Genomic DNA, 15,913 nt, shown 5'->3' with positions numbered 1-15,913 from the left:
CACGCGCACACGGGCCTTACGACGTTCTCACCGCCTGCGCAGTGCCATGGCCGCGGTATCGAGGGGGTTCTGCGCCTCCCGCTCCGCGGCGAAGGGGGAGTACACCATCACGGCGGAGGAACCAGCCCACCATGTCGCGATGATGAGCAGCGTCGTGGTGACGCCGACGACCGATGCGGAACCTCCGACGACGGCCGCGCCCGCAACGGCCACCGCGGCAACAGTGCCCAGACCCCAGATCATCGGGGCAAAGCGCGCGGATGCAACCAATGTCGACGCGCATATCAGCGACAGGGCTGCCGCCACGTAACCGCTCGGCAGAGCCGATGCCGGAACTGCACCATCTGCCCAGGTCCGTACCGCCGCAGTGGTGAGCGAGGTACCCACCACCAAGGAAATGACGGAGCCGATGGCGTAGGGGAGCTTCCTGATCAACGCCACGACAGTGAGAGCGGAGACGGCGATCAGAACGGGTGTGATCCCGAAGAACTGCAGCAGGGTTTCCGACGGTGCAGTCAGGCTCGGAACGATCACCCTCGAGTGGGGATAGGTGACACCTACGATCGGAAGTACGGCGAGAACGGCCACCAGAGCGAGCACGGCCGCGGCACCGGCACATGCACGCCGGATCGTTGCCCGTCGCCGTTCGACGGCTCTATGGTCCTGGTCGTTACCCGCTGCCACATTTCCTTCGAGTTCGATCAGTTCCATGCTGTCCGTGTCCGACGCCATGTTTTCTCGAGCCCCCTTTGCCTGTCCTGCTGTTACGCGTAGTACTCGGTTGTTCTTGTATGAGGATGCAACACGATTCTGAGCGTGCAGTGTGAGGGTGCCGTCGACACGGTCCGAACACCCTCGATCGGCAGGCGCTCAACATTGGGTGCGCGAGGGCCGGACTATCCCAGCGCCGGCCGCTGCGGCGAGGGTCAGCACGAGCGGCACGGCCATCGCTGTCGTCAGCGTGGCGAAGTGGGAGATCCACCCGATGACGGCTGGTCCGGCAAGGAAACCCACGTAGCCCATTCCCACTACGCGTGACATGTTGGTGCCGCTGGCGCCGGCGCTGAGGTTGCCGGCGCTGGTGAAGATCTGAGGAATGCTGCCGGAGAGCCCGAGACCGAAGGCTGCCCAGCCTGCGAGTGTCAGCGGGAGCCAGTTCGAAAACAGGACCATCGACATTCCGGCGGCGGCGATCACATTGCCGTAACGCACTACGGCGACCGGGCCGAATCGTTCGCTCACCCGATCTGCGCAGAATCTACCGACCGTCATCATCGCGGCGAAGAAGCCGAAAGCCAGGGCGGCGGCGCCGTCGCCGGTCTGCAGATGCTCGGCGACCTGCAGGGTGCTCCAGTCGTTCGCGACGCCCTCGGAGAGCAGTAGCGCGAAGGCCAAACCTCCCAGCGCGAGAACCCGCGGTGAGAGGCGGCCACGAGCGCCCGACGATAACGGTCCCGCATCGGAGACGGGGCCCGAACCCGGTCCGGGGTCCGCCGAGGGGTCGAGCAGGAACAGTCGACACACCCCGATCCCGAGTAGTCCGACGACAGCGGCGCTACCCATCGACACCACGATCGGCACCTCCGCGGTGAGTGTCGCGGCTCCCACCAGCGCACCGATGACGCCACCGACGGAGAACAACGCATGAAACGCGGACAGGATGGGCCTGCCGTAGAACCGTTCCACCGCTACTGCCTGCGAGTTCATCGAGACATCGAGCGAGCCGTTGAGGGCGCCGAGCACGAACAGTGCGGCGCCCAGCGCTGCGGGGCTTGTCGAGAGGGCCGGTCCGAGCAGTGCGCACGCCATCAGGGCACCCGAAATGGTCACGAGACGGTTACTGCCGAACCTGTCGGACAACGGACCGGACGCTTGCATGCCGAGGATCGCGCCGGCGGCGAGGAGGAGAAGCAGCGACCCAAGCGTCGCGTGGGTGATGTCGGTGCGTCGCTCGATCGTGGGAATGTGCACGACCCAGATGGCGAAAAGGAAACCGTTGATCCCGAAAACGCCGAAGAGTGCGCCCCGGGCGCGGCGCAAACCGAGAGTCGGTTGCGCAGGCGTATGAACCACGGAACCTAACGCTACCTGGTGCTTCATGCGAGAGCGGCGCTCGATACGAGAGGGGAGTTGTGGAAAGTATTCGTAGCAGCGTGCAGATCGGACGCCCTGGGAGGTGTGTGACGCTAATCACATCATCCGGTTTGATCTGGCCACACTCAGCGAAAGAAGCGTAGTTTCGAAGCATCGGGCAAGAGCGCGGATACGTTACAACTCGTTGGTAACGATATGACAACGGCGCCCAGCGGCCCACGATGATGTGAGCCGGAGAGCCGCACAGCGAAGCCGATCGAAGGAGAAATCATGACCCTCGCGGATACCCGTACGGCAGTCTCGATGCCGCTCGTAGCCGATCCAGCTGTCGGCAACGAGGCCATGACCGAATCGACTTCGATCTCACACACGCAGCTCGAAATGATGCGCGCCTTCTTCTGCTACGAATTCGAGGTCGATAGATTGGACCTTGATTCACTGCCCGAAGCAACCCCTGACGCCGTTGTCGAGTGGGTCGAGGCACTGGCGATGAGCGGTCTCTTCGCTGCGACAGAGCTTCGCGCGATGAGCAGAGCGTGGCTCACTGAGCCGAGGACGCTGGTCCTTCTCCTCTCGGGCTCCGACGAGGTTGCCGCACGACGCGACGTCGTCGAATCCGAGCCGGAGTCGATCACCCCTGAGAACGAGGTTGCGCTCCCGCGCGCCAGCTGACGAAAGTCGCCCGAACACTCTCGACGACGCCGCAGGATCGGTCACGTACCGATCCTGCGGCGTTTTTCGTGCCCGTCGCCGCTTTCCACACCCGGCCTGACCCGACCCGCCGCCGAATCGGTCTCCCTTTCGGATGCGAGCATGCGAGAGTGGCTGACATCGACCCCGGCAACCGGCACAGGATAGGAAACCGATGACGACAGGTGTGGACTTCGAGGCCGTCTCCGAGTGGATCGGAGGACTCGGAATCGGGGCGATTGCGCCGCTGAGCTTCGATCGCGTCGGCAACGGGCAATCCAACCTCACCTACGCCGTCACCGACGCCGGCGGCAGTCGTTGGGTGCTCCGCAGGCCACCGCTGGGTAGTCTGCTGGCCTCTGCGCACGACGTCGTGCGGGAGTACCGAATACTCACCGCTTTGCAGAACACCGGCGTTCCTGTGCCCAAGATGATTGCCGTGTGCGAGGACCTATCGGTCTCCGAGGTCCCTCTCGTGCTGATGAGCTTCGTCGACGGAGTCGTGATCGACTCGGTTTCGACTGCGGAGAAGATGACCGAGAGGCAGCGAGCTGCAGTCGGGGGCGCGATGGCAGCAGCTCTCGCGAACATTCATCGCGTGGATCTGGACAATGTGGGTCTCGCCGATCTCGCCAGCCACAAGCCCTATGCTCAGCGTCAACTGAAGAGATGGACAACGCAGTGGCAGCAATCGCAATCGCGTGAAGTTCCGGCGATCGATGCGCTCACCGAGCGGCTTGCCGGCAACATCCCGGTCCAGTCTGAGGTGCGGTTGGTGCATGGCGACTTCCATCTGAACAACGTGATCACCTCGCCATCGGACGGCTCCATCGTTGCGGTCGTTGACTGGGAGCTTTGTACGTTGGGCGATCCGTTGGCGGATCTGGGTGGACTGCTTGCCTATTGGCCCGAGGCAAGCGATCCCGTCGCCGGGCCCTTCATGGCGTCGACTCTGCCTGGCTTCCCCACTCGCGCGGAGTTGACCGCCCGCTATGCCGCCGAAACAGGCCGCGATGTCACCGATGTCGGGTTCTGGCAGGTGCTCGCGCTGTGGAAGCTGTCGATCATCGCCGAGGGGGTAATGCGGCGAGCGGAGGCCGATGCGAGGAACCGGGCCGATGCAGGCACGCCGACGACGACCTTGATCGACGATATCCTCACACGTGCACTCTCGACAGCCGACGAGATCGGTATCTAGCTGGGAACGACCAAAGTCCTTGCTGCAGCTTCTATCTCGGTGGGGATAGCGACCGGTGATCGCGTCGCCGAGTCGACATAGACGTGTACGAACCGGCCCGCCGCGGCAAGTTGAAGCTCGTCGTCTTCTGCTTCGCGGAAGAGTGCCAGCGCGTAGACGATGCTCCGCGTCCCGAGCTTCTCGACGGAAAGGCCGACCTGCAGCCGGTCGGGAAAGGACAGCTCTCGGTGGTACTTGCATGAGGTCTCGGCGACCACACCGATGGCGGGCAACGTGCGAATGTCGACGCCCGTCGTCTGCATCAGCCATCCGTTCACCGCAGTGTCGAAGTAGGAGTAATAGGTGACGTTGTTGACGTGACCGTAGTGGTCGTTGTCGTGCCACCTGGTTCCGATCGGCCACAGCGCCGGGTAGTCGGCGGCGGGGTTGTGTTCGGCTCGCTGATCAACGGAGGCGGTCATGGTGTCCGAGCCTAGTGCCCTTGGCGGGTGGAGGTGAGGGCCCACCGGATGGCCAAGCCGATGACCAACGCCCAGAATGCGGAGCCGATCCCGAGGATCGTGACGCCCGAGGCGGCGATCAGGAAGGTCAGAACGGCTGCCTCGCGGTCGCTTTCGTTGCGGAGCGAACTGGCAAGCGAGGATGCGAGTGTCGCGAGGAGGGCAAGTCCCGCAACGGTTTCGACCGTGCCGTCAGGTGCCGCTGCCACGAGCGTGGCCAGTGCGGCGGATGCGAGTGCCAGTACCAAGTATGCCCATCCCGCGGTGAATGCAGCGGTCCATCGTTTGTTCGGGTCGGGATGCGCGGAGGGGGCCGCAGCGAGGGCGGCACTGATGGCGGCCAGGTTGATCGCATGGCCACCGGCGGGTGCGCCGACGATCGTGCCCAGCGCGGTGACGGTCATCGAGGACCGCCACGGCACCACGTAGCCGAACGACTTCATGACGGCGGTGCCCGGTATGTTCTGCGAGGCCATGGTGACGATGTAAAGGGGCAATGCGATACCGACCAGCGCCTGCCAGGTCCACTGGGGAACGGTGAGCTCGATGCGCGGGATCATGTCGGCGGGTGCGATCGAACCGTCACCGCGCGCCAACGACACCGCGATGACGAGCGCTGCCACCCCGAATGCCGCGGGGGCTGCCCACCTTCTCGAATAACGTTGCAGTACAAGCCACACCACGACGATTGGGCCCACTGCTGCCGGGGACGCGGCGAACGCGGTGACCGGCGCCATGCACAACGGCAGGATTACCCCGGCCAACATCGCCTGCGCCAGCGAGGTGGGTATCGAGGCAATCAGTGCACCGAGGCGTGGCCAGAGCCCGGTGACAAGCACAGCGAATCCCACGGCGAGAAACGCTCCGATCGCGGCGGGCCACCCACCTGCCACCGCTCCTGTACCGGCCAGGAGTGCAGCTCCAGGCGTCGACCAGGCAAGGGTGATGGGCTGCCGGAACCGTCTGGACAGCCACAGCATGCCTACTGCCTGCGTGAGACACAATGCGAGAAGCCCCGATGCGGCCTCGGTGGGTGAGGCGCCGACGGTGCGCAGTCCTGTCAGCACGATGGCGAACGAACTCGTGAACCCGACAAGAGCGGCGACGACGCCCGCGCTGATGGGTTGCAGGATCGAAGAACTGTCCTCGGATTGCGGAGTTGGCGTCTGCGGCACCGATACATTGTTGCGTGCGAACGGCGGATTCGCGATCAGGCGGCGATACCGGCGTCGCTGCCGCAAACGTCGGTCGGCCACGCGGCGCCTGCCGCTCCGATACTGTTGCCGACGTGGAGTTGTTCGTGGGAATCGATATGGGCACCGGCAGCAGCAAGGGGGTCCTGGTCACCGCGGACGGCAACGTACTCGCCTCCGAGCAGCGCGCCCACGAGATGTCACTGCCACGCCCGGGCTGGGCCGAGGTGGACGCAGACCGTGTCTGGTGGCGAGATGTCTGCTCCATCGCCTCCGCGCTCACCCATCGCGCGCCTTCGGGATCGACCATCGCCGGTGTCTGTGTCAGCGGCGTCGGGCCTTGCCTGGTGCTGACCGATGCGCAGATGCGCCCGGTTCGTCCCGCAATTCTGTACGGGATCGACTCGCGAGCTTCCGCCGAGATCGTCGAACTGACCGAGCTGTTCGGCGCAGAGAACATCCTGCAAAAATGCGGCAAGTCGCTGTCGAGCCAGGCTGTCGGGCCGAAGATCGAGTGGGTTCGCAAGCACGAACCGGACGTGTTCTCGCGCGCTGAGAGGTGGTTCGGGTCCAGTTCTTACATCGTCGCCAAGCTCACCGGTGAATACGTGCAGGATCACCACACCGCCAGTCAGTGCGATCCGCTCTACTCGGTGCGTGATTTCGATTGGAACAGCGACTGGGCGGATCGTGTTCTCGGGGGGCTCGAGCGGCCGAAGCTGGCATGGCCGAGCGACGTCGTCGGGCAAGTCGACGCCACCGGTGCGGAGGCCACCGGAATCCCGGTGGGCACTCCCGTTGTGGCTGGGACGGTCGATGCCTATGCGGAAGCGTTCAGTGTGGGGGTTCGGCATCCCGGCGACCTCATGCTCATGTACGGATCGACCATGTTCCTGGTGCAGGTGCTGGCCGAATATCACACCAATCCGGCGCTCTGGACGACAGCGGGTGCGCAGCAGGGAACGTACGCGCTTGCCGCAGGCACCTCGACTGCGGGGTCACTGACCACGTGGCTGCAAACCCTCACCGGGGGAGCGCCGTTCGACGAACTGATGCGCGAGGCGGCGGAGGTCCCGGCAGGTGCGGAGGGGTTGCTGATCCTGCCGTATCTGGCCGGCGAGCGGACTCCGGTTTTCGACGCCGATGCCCGCGGCGTCATGGCCGGGCTCACCCTGAGACATGGTCGTGGCCACATTTTCCGAGCTGCGTACGAGGGAATCTCGTTCGGCATCAGACAGATACTCGAGATGTTCGACGACGCCACCCCGCTCACTCGAGCGGTGGCGGTCGGTGGCGGTCTGCGCAGCCCCGTCTGGGCCCAGGCGCTCAGTGACATAACGGGGCAGACCCAGCTGGTGACCGAGCAGACGATCGGCGCGAGTTACGGTGACGGGTTGCTCGCAGCCATCGGGGTCGGAGCGGTCCCGCCCGAAACGGACTGGGCCACAGTGGCATCCGAGATTCCTCCGAACCCGGCCAACGCGGCACTCTACGACGACCTGTACGAGAACTGGCGTCGCTTGTATCCAGCCACGCGTGAGATCGTGCATACCGGGGCTCGGTTGACGAGATAGAAACTCGTCAACTCACGAGATAGCCACCGTCCACCGGGACGTCGATTCCGTTGATCATCGAGGACGCGTCCGATGCCAGCCACAATGCCGTGGCCGATACTTCCGATGGGACGGCGAATCGGCCGGCGGGGATGCGAGCGAGCATCGGAGCGGACTTGGCCGAATCCCCCCACACCTTCTGCCCCATATCAGTGAGAACCACTGTGGGGCAGATGCTGTTGGCGCGGACACCGCGACCGCCGAGTTCGAGCGCGAGGACTTTGGTGGCCATGATCAACCCGGCCTTGGAGGTGCAGTAGGCGTAGTGCTCCGGCAATGGTCGCAGGGCTGCCGCAGAGGCGATGGTGACGATCGACCCGCCGCCCGACTCGGCCATGGCACGTCCGATGCGGGCCGCCAGCAGCGCCGGAGCGCGGAGGTTGACCTGCATGACCTCGTCGAAGTGACCGGTATCGAGCGCTTCCACGGATTCGGGATACGAGATCCCCGCGTTGTTGACCAGAACGTCGATGCCGCCGAGGACGCCGAGGCTCTTCTCCGCCAACGAGATCGGACCGTCCGGTGCGGCGAGATCGGTGGCAACGACATGCACCTCGGCACCGCACTCCGAACGTAGCGTCTCGGCCGTCGACTCGAGCGCGCCGCAATCGCGCCCGGACAGGACGAGTTTCGCCCCGGCGCGCGCGAACGTGTGGGCTACGTCGTATCCGATTCCGCGGCTCGAACCGGTGACGAGGGCGCGCTTTCCGTCGAGGCGTGTGTCTGGGAGCGTCATGAAGACTCCTTGGCTCGCATGTCGAGATGCATCAGGATCTCCTGTGCCGTCGTGGGGTCGGTGACCAGTTGATTGAAGAACTTGGCGCGGGCTCCGCTGACGATGGGCACTACTTTGTCGGTGCCGACCGCGACCGCGATACCGACCGGGATCTTCGGTAGTGCCGATAGTTCGACGGCGATGAGCCGGTCGGATCCGGGAAACTCGACCGATCGGCCGTCGCGGTCGTAGAAGCGTGAGCACACGTCACCGACCGAGTCGCGCAGGGACGCCGAGTCGGTAGGAACGAATCGCGGTATGTCCGAGCGGAGTAGGGGAGGCGCACCGACCCCCATGAGGATGCATCGGGCCTGGGGCCACAGTTCCAGCACCCGTTGTATTGCCGGGTCGGAGTGGATGATCGCGTGCAGGTCGGCTCCCGGAAGTGCGGGTGCGAACAGGTAGTTCGCCCGTCCGCCGAGTTTGTTGGCGATGAGCCGGGTGATCTCGTTGGTCTGGTACCACTCCTCGGGTTGATCGTTGCCGCCGACGGTGGGTGCGACGAGGATTCCGGGGATGCGGTCCAGATCGAACTGCGCCACCTCGTAGACGGTGCGGCCGGACGAGACGAGCAGGATGTCGCCCGGCACCAATCCGACGCCGTTCAGCGCCCTCGACACCGCCGGTGCGAGATAGCGCCCCATCAGGTCGACGAGCGGCTTCGACGGGGTCGGTGGAGGCAGTGGGGCGGACAGGTGGACGCTGTCGAGGCCGAGCGAATCGGCGACGCGGGCGGCGAGATCGTCCTGCGAGTAGTTCTCGGGCATGAGTACTTCGATGCGAACGATTCCCTGTCGGCGAGCCTCGGACAGGAGCCGGCTCACCGTCGCTCGACTGGTGCCCAGCTTGGCGGCGACCTCGGCCTGGGTGGCTTCCTCGTCGTAGTAGAGCTTGGCTGCTGTGTAGAGCAGTGTCGGTGCGAAATGGCTCGCGTCGGCAGAGGAATTCGGCGATGTGCCGTTGCTCGCCGCGTTGGTGGTGGCCATGGTCGAAGTATTCCATTGAACATATGTGCACGGTCGATGAATGGCTGAACAATCGTTCTGGACATATGTATATGCTGCCGCTAGTGTGAGCGCCAACACATCGCACAAGCGCAATGTTTCGCATCACCGCGTTCACCGCGCGGCTCGCCGAACTGTCGATTAGGAGCAAGAAAATGTCGGAAGCGGCAATCCCGGAGAAGATGCAGGCCGTCGTCTGCCATGGACCGGAGGACTACCGGCTCGAAGAAGTCCCCGTGCCGGTGCCTGCGCCGGGCCAGGCTCTCGTCCGCGTCGAAGCAGTCGGCATCTGCGCGAGCGATCTGAAGTGCTACCACGGCGCCGCCAAGTTCTGGGGCGACGACAATCGCGCCGCTTGGGCGGAGACCGAAGTCATTCCCGGTCACGAATTCGTCGGCGAGATCGTCGTCATCGACGACGAGGCGTCCGCGCGGTGGAACGTCGCCGTCGGCGATCGGGTCGTGTCGGAGCAGATCGTCCCGTGCTGGAACTGCCGCTACTGCCTGCGGGGGCAGTACCACATGTGCGCCCCGCACGATCTGTACGGCTTCAAACGCCGCACGCCCGGGGCGATGGCGAAGTACATGGTCTATCCGGCCGAGGCGCTCGTGCACAAGGTGTCCAAGGAGATTCCTCCCGCCCACGCGGCCTTCGCCGAGCCGCTCTCGTGCTCGCTGCACGCCGTCGAGCGAGCGGGTATCACCTTCGATGACGTCGTGGTCGTGGCAGGCTGCGGACCGATCGGACTGGGCATGATCGCGGGCGCTCGCGCAAAGAGTCCGGCGCATGTCATCGCACTCGACCTTCAACCCGACAAACTCGAGCTGGCACGAAAGTGCGGCGCCGACATCGTGATCGACATCGGCAAGGAGGACGCCGAGAAGATCGTCAAGGACCTCACCGGCGGCTACGGCGCGGACGTGTATCTCGAAGGGACCGGTCACCCGTCCGCCGTCCCGCAGGGTCTGAACTTGCTTCGCAAGCTGGGCACATTCGTCGAGTACGGAGTCTTCGGCAGTGACGTCTCCGTGGACTGGTCGATCATCTCCGACGACAAGGAGCTCGATGTCCTCGGCGCGCATCTCGGACCGTACTGCTGGCCGGCAGCAATCCGCATGATCGAGTCCGGGGTTCTCCCGATGGACGAGATCTGCACGCATCAACTACCCCTCGCGGACTTCCAGAAGGGTCTCGACCTCGTCGGCAGCGGGACCGAATCCGTCAAGGTCTCGCTGATCCCGTCCTGACACCGCTGCTCGACGTACTTGGAGACACCACATGACTAATCGTCAATTCTCGAGGCGGGACATGCTCCGCGCGATGGGCCTGGCCGGAATCGCCGCGGCCTCCGTGCCCATCCTTTCTTCCTGCGGGGTGGGCGGTGGCGTGAACGCCGTCAACGGCGCCAATGAAGTGACCGGAGCCTTCGATTGGAAGGCAGTGCAGGGCACCACGCTCAACATCCTGCAGACCCCACACCCCTACCAGCAGTCTTTCCAGCCGCTGCTGGGTGAGTTCGAACAGCTGACCGGGATCACCGTCAATGCCGACCTCGTTCCCGAGGCGGACTACTTCACCAAGTTGAACACCGAATTGGCCGGGGGCACGGGCAAACACGACGTGTTCATGCTCGGGGCCTACTTCATCTGGCAGTACGGTCCGCCGGGGTGGCTCGAAGACCTCGATCCGTGGTTGCGCAACAGTGCGGCCACCAGCGACGAATACGACTTCGAGGACATCTACGAGGGCTTGCGAACCTCGACGAGCTGGGACTTCGAACAGGGCAGTCCGCTCGGCACCGGTGGCCAATGGGCGCTGCCGTGGGGCTTCGAGAACAACGTGGTCGCCTACAACAAGGCATATTTCGACCGCAACGGCATCGCTCTGCCCGATACCTTCGACAACTTCGTTCAGCTGGCGATCGATCTGACCGATCGCTCGGAGAACCGGTACGGGATCGCCACCCGAGGATCGAAGTCCTGGGCGACCATTCACCCCGGATTCATGACGCAGTACAGCCGCGAGGGCGCACAGGACTACGTCTTCGAGAACGGCGAATTGCAGGCTCGAATGAACTCGGACAAGGCTGTTGCGTTCACCGAGAAGTGGATAGAGATGCAGCACCGCGCTGGTCCGACCTCGTGGACGTCGTACGACTACCCCAATGCCACAGGCGATCTCGGCGACGGCACGGCCATGATGGTCTACGACGCCGACAGTGCGACGTACCCCAAGAACAAGCCGGGGGCGTCGGCTCAGGCCGGCAACATCGGCTGGTACCCCGGTCCGGCAGGTCCGGACGGCAGTTACGCCACGAACCTGTGGACGTGGTCGTTGGCGATGAACTCGATGTCGAGGAACAAGCACGCGGCGTGGTTGTTCATGCAGTGGGCGACCGGGAAAGAGGCGATGTCGAAGGCAGTGCAGGGCGGCATCTATGCGGACCCGGTTCGAAAATCGGTGTTCGACGGCGTGTTCAAGGACCAGGTCGCAGATCAGGCGGGCTACCTCGAGACGTTCGAGACCGTCATCGATCAGTCCAAGATTCAGTTCACTCCGCAGAAGAAGTTCTTCGACACCACTCAGAACTGGGCGTCGGCGCTGCAGGACATCTACGGCGGCGACGACGCGCGGTCAAGACTCGACGGGCTGGCAAAGACCAACACCTCGAAGGTGAACCTGTGATGATCTTCCAGAGAGAGGCAAGCCATGGCCACGCGCACTGAAGGGGGGCGTACCGAAGGAGGGCGTACCGAAGGAGGGCACACGAGGCACGCACCTGCTCCGAAATCCTCCGCCAAGCCGGAGGTGCCGCGCTGGCGCCGAAAGCTGAGACCGTACCTGTTGTCCGTTCCGGCCGTCCTGATCGTCATCGGCATTCTGTACCCGTTCTTCGTGGGAGCGTGGTACTCGTTCCTCAACTATGCAGCGGTGAACCCCAATCCGGTGTTCGTCGGTTTCGCCAACTTCGCCAGCGTGCTCGGTGACGCCCAGTTCTGGTCGAGCGTGCGGGTTACCGGAACCTTCGCCGTCGTCGCGACCATCGTCGAAACGGTGCTCGGCGTCATCCTCGCGCTGCTGCTCAACCGATCGTCGATCGTCGGCCGGATCTTCGAGAAAGTACTGATTCTGCCCCTGATGATCGCCCCGGTGATCGCCGCGGTTGTGTGGAAGCTGATGTTCAACCCGCAGTTCGGTGTGCTCAATCACGTGCTGGGGCTGGGGAACACCTTCGACTGGCTCAGTGGTCAGAACGCGCTGTTCTCGGTGATCTTGGTAGACCTGTGGATCTTCACCCCATTCGTTGCCATCCTCGTGCTCGCCGGTATCCGATCGCTACCGAAGGAACCGTTCGAGGCCTCCGAGGTCGATGGCGCAAGCTGGTTCTACATGTTCCGCAAGCTCATGTTGCCGATGCTGTGGCCGTACATCCTCGTCGCCGTCATCTTCCGGTTCATGGACAACCTCAAGTTCTTCGACGTGCCTTGGGTTCTCACGGCCGGCGGACCGGGCGTCGCTACTCGGTCTCTGCAGATCGGCGCCTTCGAGGACTCCATCATCAACCTCGACTACTCCCGCGGCAGCACCTACATGTTCCTGCTGTGGGTCCTCGTGTTCATCACCGCACGCTTCCTGGTGAGCGTGCTCGGCAAAGCGCAGCGGCGTGCCGCTGGAGCGGAGAACTGACTCATGGCAAAGGAATTACTCCCCGGACAACGCCGCTTCACCCCGGCCTCCGTGGCGTCCGACATCGCCCTGCTGGTGTGGTTCGTGTTCTCGCTGTTTCCGATCGTGTGGATGGTGCTTCTGGCACTCAAGACCGACGCCGAGCAGACGAGCACGTACTTCGCCTTCTCGCCGACCTTCGAAAACTTCGGCACGGTACTGAGCCAACGAGGCACCGACATCACCAGCGTCGACTTCACGTCCTCGCTGCTGACGAGTTTGATCAACTGCGGGGGAGCAGTGCTCGTCTCACTGCTGATCGGTATTCCCGCTGCCTACGCTGCCGGACGCTGGCAGTACCGCGGCAGCAACGACTTGATGTTCACGATGCTCTCGTTCCGCTTCGCTCCCGAACTCATGGTCATCGTCCCGCTGTTCGTGATCTACAACCAGATCGGTCTCTTCGACACCAAGGTCGGCATGATTTGGGTACTGCAGCTGGTCACGATGCCACTCGTGGTGTGGATCCTGCGTTCCTACTTCCAGGACCTGCCCGAGGACCTCGAGCAGGCCGCTCTACTCGACGGCTACACCCGCATCCGGGCATTCGTCATGGTCGCGCTGCCCTTGGTGCGGCCAGGCATCGCTGCAGCGGCGCTGCTGGCGTTCATCTTCGCCTGGAACAACTACGTCTTCCCGCTGATCCTCTCGGACAGCAACGCCAGCACCGTCACTGTCGCGATCACCAAGTACCTCGGCGGCGGCGGCCAGGCCTACTACAACCTCACTGCGGCGGCGGCCGTCATCGCAGCACTCCCACCGTTGATCCTCGCGCTCACCATCCAGCGCTACTTGGTTCGCGGTCTGTCGTTCGGGGCGGTGAAATCCTGATGGCGAAACTCGCAGTCGAAGGACTGAGCAAGAAATACGGCAAGACGGTCGGTATTGCCGGTATCGATCTCGACATCGCGGACGGCGAGTTCTTCGTCATCCTCGGCCCGTCCGGTGCAGGCAAAACCACGACGCTGAAGTCCATCGCCGGCCTCGTCGACGTCGACGACGGTGCCGTGCACATCGGTGGCACCGACATGACGGCGGTCGAGCCGTACCACCGCAACGTCGCCATGGCGTTCGAAAGTTACGCGCTCTACCCGCAGAAGACGGTCTCGCAGAACCTGGCGTCACCGCTGAAGTCCGGTCGCACCGGCAAGTACACCAAAGCCGAACAGACCGAGCGCATCAAGTCGGTCACCACCACCTTGGGCATCGACCACCTGCTCGAGAGATTCCCGCGCGAGCTGTCGAACGGGCAGCGGCAGCGAGTGGCCCTGGGCCGAGTGCTCGTGCGCCCCGCAGACGCATACCTGCTCGACGAGCCGCTATCGCACCTCGACGCGAAGCTGCGGGCGTCCATGCGCGTCGAGCTTCGGCGGCTGGGGGAGATGTCGAAAACGACGACGGTGTACGTCACGCACGACTACCAGGAGGCCCTGGCTCTCGGCGACCGAATCGCAATCCTGCGTGAGGGGCGCGTGGTGCAGGTCGACACACCGGCGAACATCTGGCGGACACCGGCGGACACCTTCGTCGCCAAAGCGCTCGGTCAGCCCGAGATCAATCTCTACGACGCCGTGGTGGACAACGACAGGGTGCGTGTTCTGGGGGCTTCCATCGAACTGGCCGTGCCCCGCGATTCCGGGTTGAAATCCGGTGACAGTGCACGGATCGGTATGCGCCCCTGCGATATCGAGGTGTCGGCGGATAGGTCACCCGATCCGGGCAAGATGAACTTTTCCGGCACCGTCGTCCTCGCCGAAAGGCTGGGCCGCGACGTCGAGGTCTCGGTCGACGTCGGTGGCACGACCCGGACAGCGCTGATTGCGCTCTCGAAAGGTGGGCGCCACCTCGTCGAGGGAGAGAAGGTCACCGTCTCGATCGATCCTTCCGATATTCACATTTTCGAAGGCCGGGATGCAGGGTCCGAGATCGAGACCCGCAGGCTCTGTGCCGCAGATCGAAAGGACCACTGATGACCGCGACATCGACTCGGAGCCGCACTGCCGTTGCGCAAGCCTTGACTCTGGACAACCTGGTCAAGACCTATTCCTCTCGGGGACGTGAGGAGTTCAAAGCGGTCAGGGGCATCGATCTGGCGATCGAACCGGGTGAACTCGTGGCCCTGCTGGGGCCGTCGGGATGCGGCAAGACCACAACCCTGCGCATGATAGCGGGTCTCGAGACCGTCACCAGCGGTCAGATTCGAATCGGTGACCGGACCATCACCGATCTGCCGCCGGCCAAACGTGAGGTCGGAGTCGGGTTCGAGAGCTACGCGCTCTACCCCCCACTGTCCATTCGGCAGAACCTTGCATACGGACTGAAGGCCCGCAAGGTCAAGGGCGCCGACGCGCTCGTCGACGCAATCGCGCAGCGACTCGAGATGGAGGATCTTCTCGACCTTCGTCCGGCGGGCCTGTCGAGCGGGCAGAAGCAACGCGTCGCACTCGCGCGTGCCCTCGTGCGCAATCCTCCGGTGCTGTTGCTCGACGAACCGCTCTCGCACCTCGATGCCTCTGCGCGTCAGCGTGTTCGGCGTGAACTCAAGATGCTGCAGCGCGAATTCGGCTACACCACTATCGTCGTCACCCACGATCAGGTCGAGGCGCTCAGTCTCGCCGACCGTCTCGCAGTGATGAACGGAGGCGTCATTCAACAGTTCGGTACTCCGGACGAGGTGTTCGACGATCCCGCCAACCTGTTTGTCGCGGGATTCGTCGGTGAACCGCAGATCAACATCGTCGACGGTGTCGTGCGGCGCGACGGTTCGCGAGCATCCGTCGAGATCGGCAACGGGACCCTCGCGGTGAACGTGCGCGAGGTCGTCGACGGCACCGAAGTGAAGGTCGGCATCAGGCCGCAGGACGCCTCGATCCTCGCGGGGGCGCCGACGGAAGGACACATCGCCGTCTCGGTGGACTACTTCGAGCACCTGATGGAGTTCGGTCAGGCCTCTGTTTCCGCTTCGGGCAGCGCCTCTGTGCCTACTGCCGGCAGCGCCTCGATGCTCGTTCAGACTCCCGCCCGCGAGACCTACCGCACCCATGACCGGTGTGCGTTCACGGCTCCGGCCGAACGGATCTACCTGTTCGACCGCGAGTCCGGACTTCGACTTCGATGAAG

15 protein-coding genes are annotated in these 15,913 nt (G+C 64.0%); 9 read left to right on the top strand and 6 right to left on the bottom strand.

Translation table 11 applies throughout. The features are described 5' to 3' along the window. Nucleotides 1-27 precede the first annotated feature (27 nt). On the bottom strand, nt 28-732 hold the full coding sequence (locus KVY23_RS19045; protein ID WP_230557814.1) for a hypothetical protein: 705 nt from the start codon (nt 730-732) through the stop codon (nt 28-30). A gap of 138 nt (nt 733-870) precedes the next feature. Continuing rightward, nucleotides 871-2,100 (bottom strand): MFS transporter, encoded by a 1,230-nt coding sequence (locus KVY23_RS19040; RefSeq protein ID WP_374108746.1) that lies wholly within the window; start codon nt 2,098-2,100, stop codon nt 871-873. Nucleotides 2,101-2,364: 264 nt separating this feature from the next. On the opposite strand from KVY23_RS19040, the gene KVY23_RS19035 reads away from it, so the two are divergent. Next, the gene (locus KVY23_RS19035) at nt 2,365-2,766 is read left to right on the top strand and encodes a hypothetical protein (RefSeq protein WP_230557812.1); all 402 of its coding nucleotides are present in this window, start codon (nt 2,365-2,367) and stop codon (nt 2,764-2,766) included. Between the two features lie 193 nt (nt 2,767-2,959). Next, nucleotides 2,960-3,982 carry a phosphotransferase family protein gene (locus KVY23_RS19030; protein WP_230557811.1) on the top strand — a complete coding sequence of 341 codons (1,023 nt, stop codon included), beginning with the start codon at nt 2,960-2,962 and terminating at the stop codon, nt 3,980-3,982. Here the strand turns inward: KVY23_RS19030 and KVY23_RS19025 are convergent. After that, nucleotides 3,979-4,443 carry a thioesterase family protein gene (locus tag KVY23_RS19025; protein WP_230557810.1) on the bottom strand — a complete coding sequence of 155 codons (465 nt, stop codon included), beginning with the start codon at nt 4,441-4,443 and terminating at the stop codon, nt 3,979-3,981. The genes KVY23_RS19030 and KVY23_RS19025 overlap by 4 nt on opposite strands. A gap of 11 nt (nt 4,444-4,454) precedes the next feature. Further along, nucleotides 4,455-5,657 (bottom strand): benzoate/H(+) symporter BenE family transporter, encoded by a 1,203-nt coding sequence (locus tag KVY23_RS19020; RefSeq protein WP_230557809.1) that lies wholly within the window; start codon nt 5,655-5,657, stop codon nt 4,455-4,457. A gap of 113 nt (nt 5,658-5,770) precedes the next feature. Here KVY23_RS19020 and KVY23_RS19015 point away from each other — a divergent pair, with 113 nt between their 5' ends. Next, the gene (locus tag KVY23_RS19015; protein WP_230557808.1) at nt 5,771-7,249 is read left to right on the top strand and encodes an FGGY-family carbohydrate kinase; all 1,479 of its coding nucleotides are present in this window, start codon (nt 5,771-5,773) and stop codon (nt 7,247-7,249) included. Between the two features lie 7 nt (nt 7,250-7,256). On the opposite strand, the gene KVY23_RS19010 is transcribed toward KVY23_RS19015, so the two are convergent. Together KVY23_RS19010 and KVY23_RS19005 are read right to left on the bottom strand one after the other, a co-directional pair. After that, on the bottom strand, nt 7,257-8,024 hold the full coding sequence (locus KVY23_RS19010) for an SDR family NAD(P)-dependent oxidoreductase (RefSeq protein ID WP_230557807.1): 768 nt from the start codon (nt 8,022-8,024) through the stop codon (nt 7,257-7,259). Further along, nucleotides 8,021-9,049, bottom strand: a complete 1,029-nt coding sequence (locus tag KVY23_RS19005; protein ID WP_075837455.1) for a sugar-binding transcriptional regulator — start codon at nt 9,047-9,049, stop codon at nt 8,021-8,023. Before KVY23_RS19005 ends, KVY23_RS19010 begins: the two co-directional genes overlap by 4 nt. A gap of 173 nt (nt 9,050-9,222) precedes the next feature. Between KVY23_RS19005 and eltD the strand changes: the two genes are divergently transcribed. The 6 genes from eltD (at nt 9,223) to KVY23_RS18975 (ending at nt 15,911) form a co-directional block, all read left to right on the top strand. Next, nucleotides 9,223-10,314, top strand: coding sequence for an erythritol/L-threitol dehyrogenase (gene eltD, locus KVY23_RS19000; RefSeq protein ID WP_230557806.1), 1,092 nt, complete (start codon nt 9,223-9,225; stop codon nt 10,312-10,314). A 61-nt stretch (nt 10,315-10,375) separates the two neighbouring features. Then, a complete protein-coding gene (locus KVY23_RS18995; protein ID WP_075837459.1) occupies nt 10,376-11,752 on the top strand; it encodes an ABC transporter substrate-binding protein in 1,377 nt (458 codons plus the stop codon). Nucleotides 11,753-11,776: 24 nt separating this feature from the next. After that, nucleotides 11,777-12,754, top strand: a complete 978-nt coding sequence (locus KVY23_RS18990; RefSeq protein ID WP_230557805.1) for a carbohydrate ABC transporter permease — start codon at nt 11,777-11,779, stop codon at nt 12,752-12,754. 3 nt (nt 12,755-12,757) lie between these two features. After that, nucleotides 12,758-13,624 carry a carbohydrate ABC transporter permease gene (locus tag KVY23_RS18985; protein WP_075837463.1) on the top strand — a complete coding sequence of 289 codons (867 nt, stop codon included), beginning with the start codon at nt 12,758-12,760 and terminating at the stop codon, nt 13,622-13,624. Next, entirely contained in the window at nt 13,624-14,763 is a 1,140-nt protein-coding gene (locus KVY23_RS18980) for an ABC transporter ATP-binding protein (RefSeq protein WP_230557804.1), read from the top strand. Before KVY23_RS18985 ends, KVY23_RS18980 begins: the two co-directional genes overlap by 1 nt. Further along, nucleotides 14,763-15,911: an ABC transporter ATP-binding protein gene (locus tag KVY23_RS18975; protein ID WP_230557803.1), complete on the top strand. Its 1,149-nt coding sequence runs from the start codon at nt 14,763-14,765 to the stop codon at nt 15,909-15,911. Before KVY23_RS18980 ends, KVY23_RS18975 begins: the two co-directional genes overlap by 1 nt. Nucleotides 15,912-15,913: the final 2 nt, after the last annotated feature.

Origin of the sequence: Rhodococcus sp. I2R (genome assembly GCF_020889545.1) — a bacterium.
GTDB lineage: Bacteria > Actinomycetota > Actinomycetes > Mycobacteriales > Mycobacteriaceae > Rhodococcoides.
Note: the sequence above shows the minus strand (reverse complement) of the source record. Positions and strands in the feature narration are given on the sequence as shown.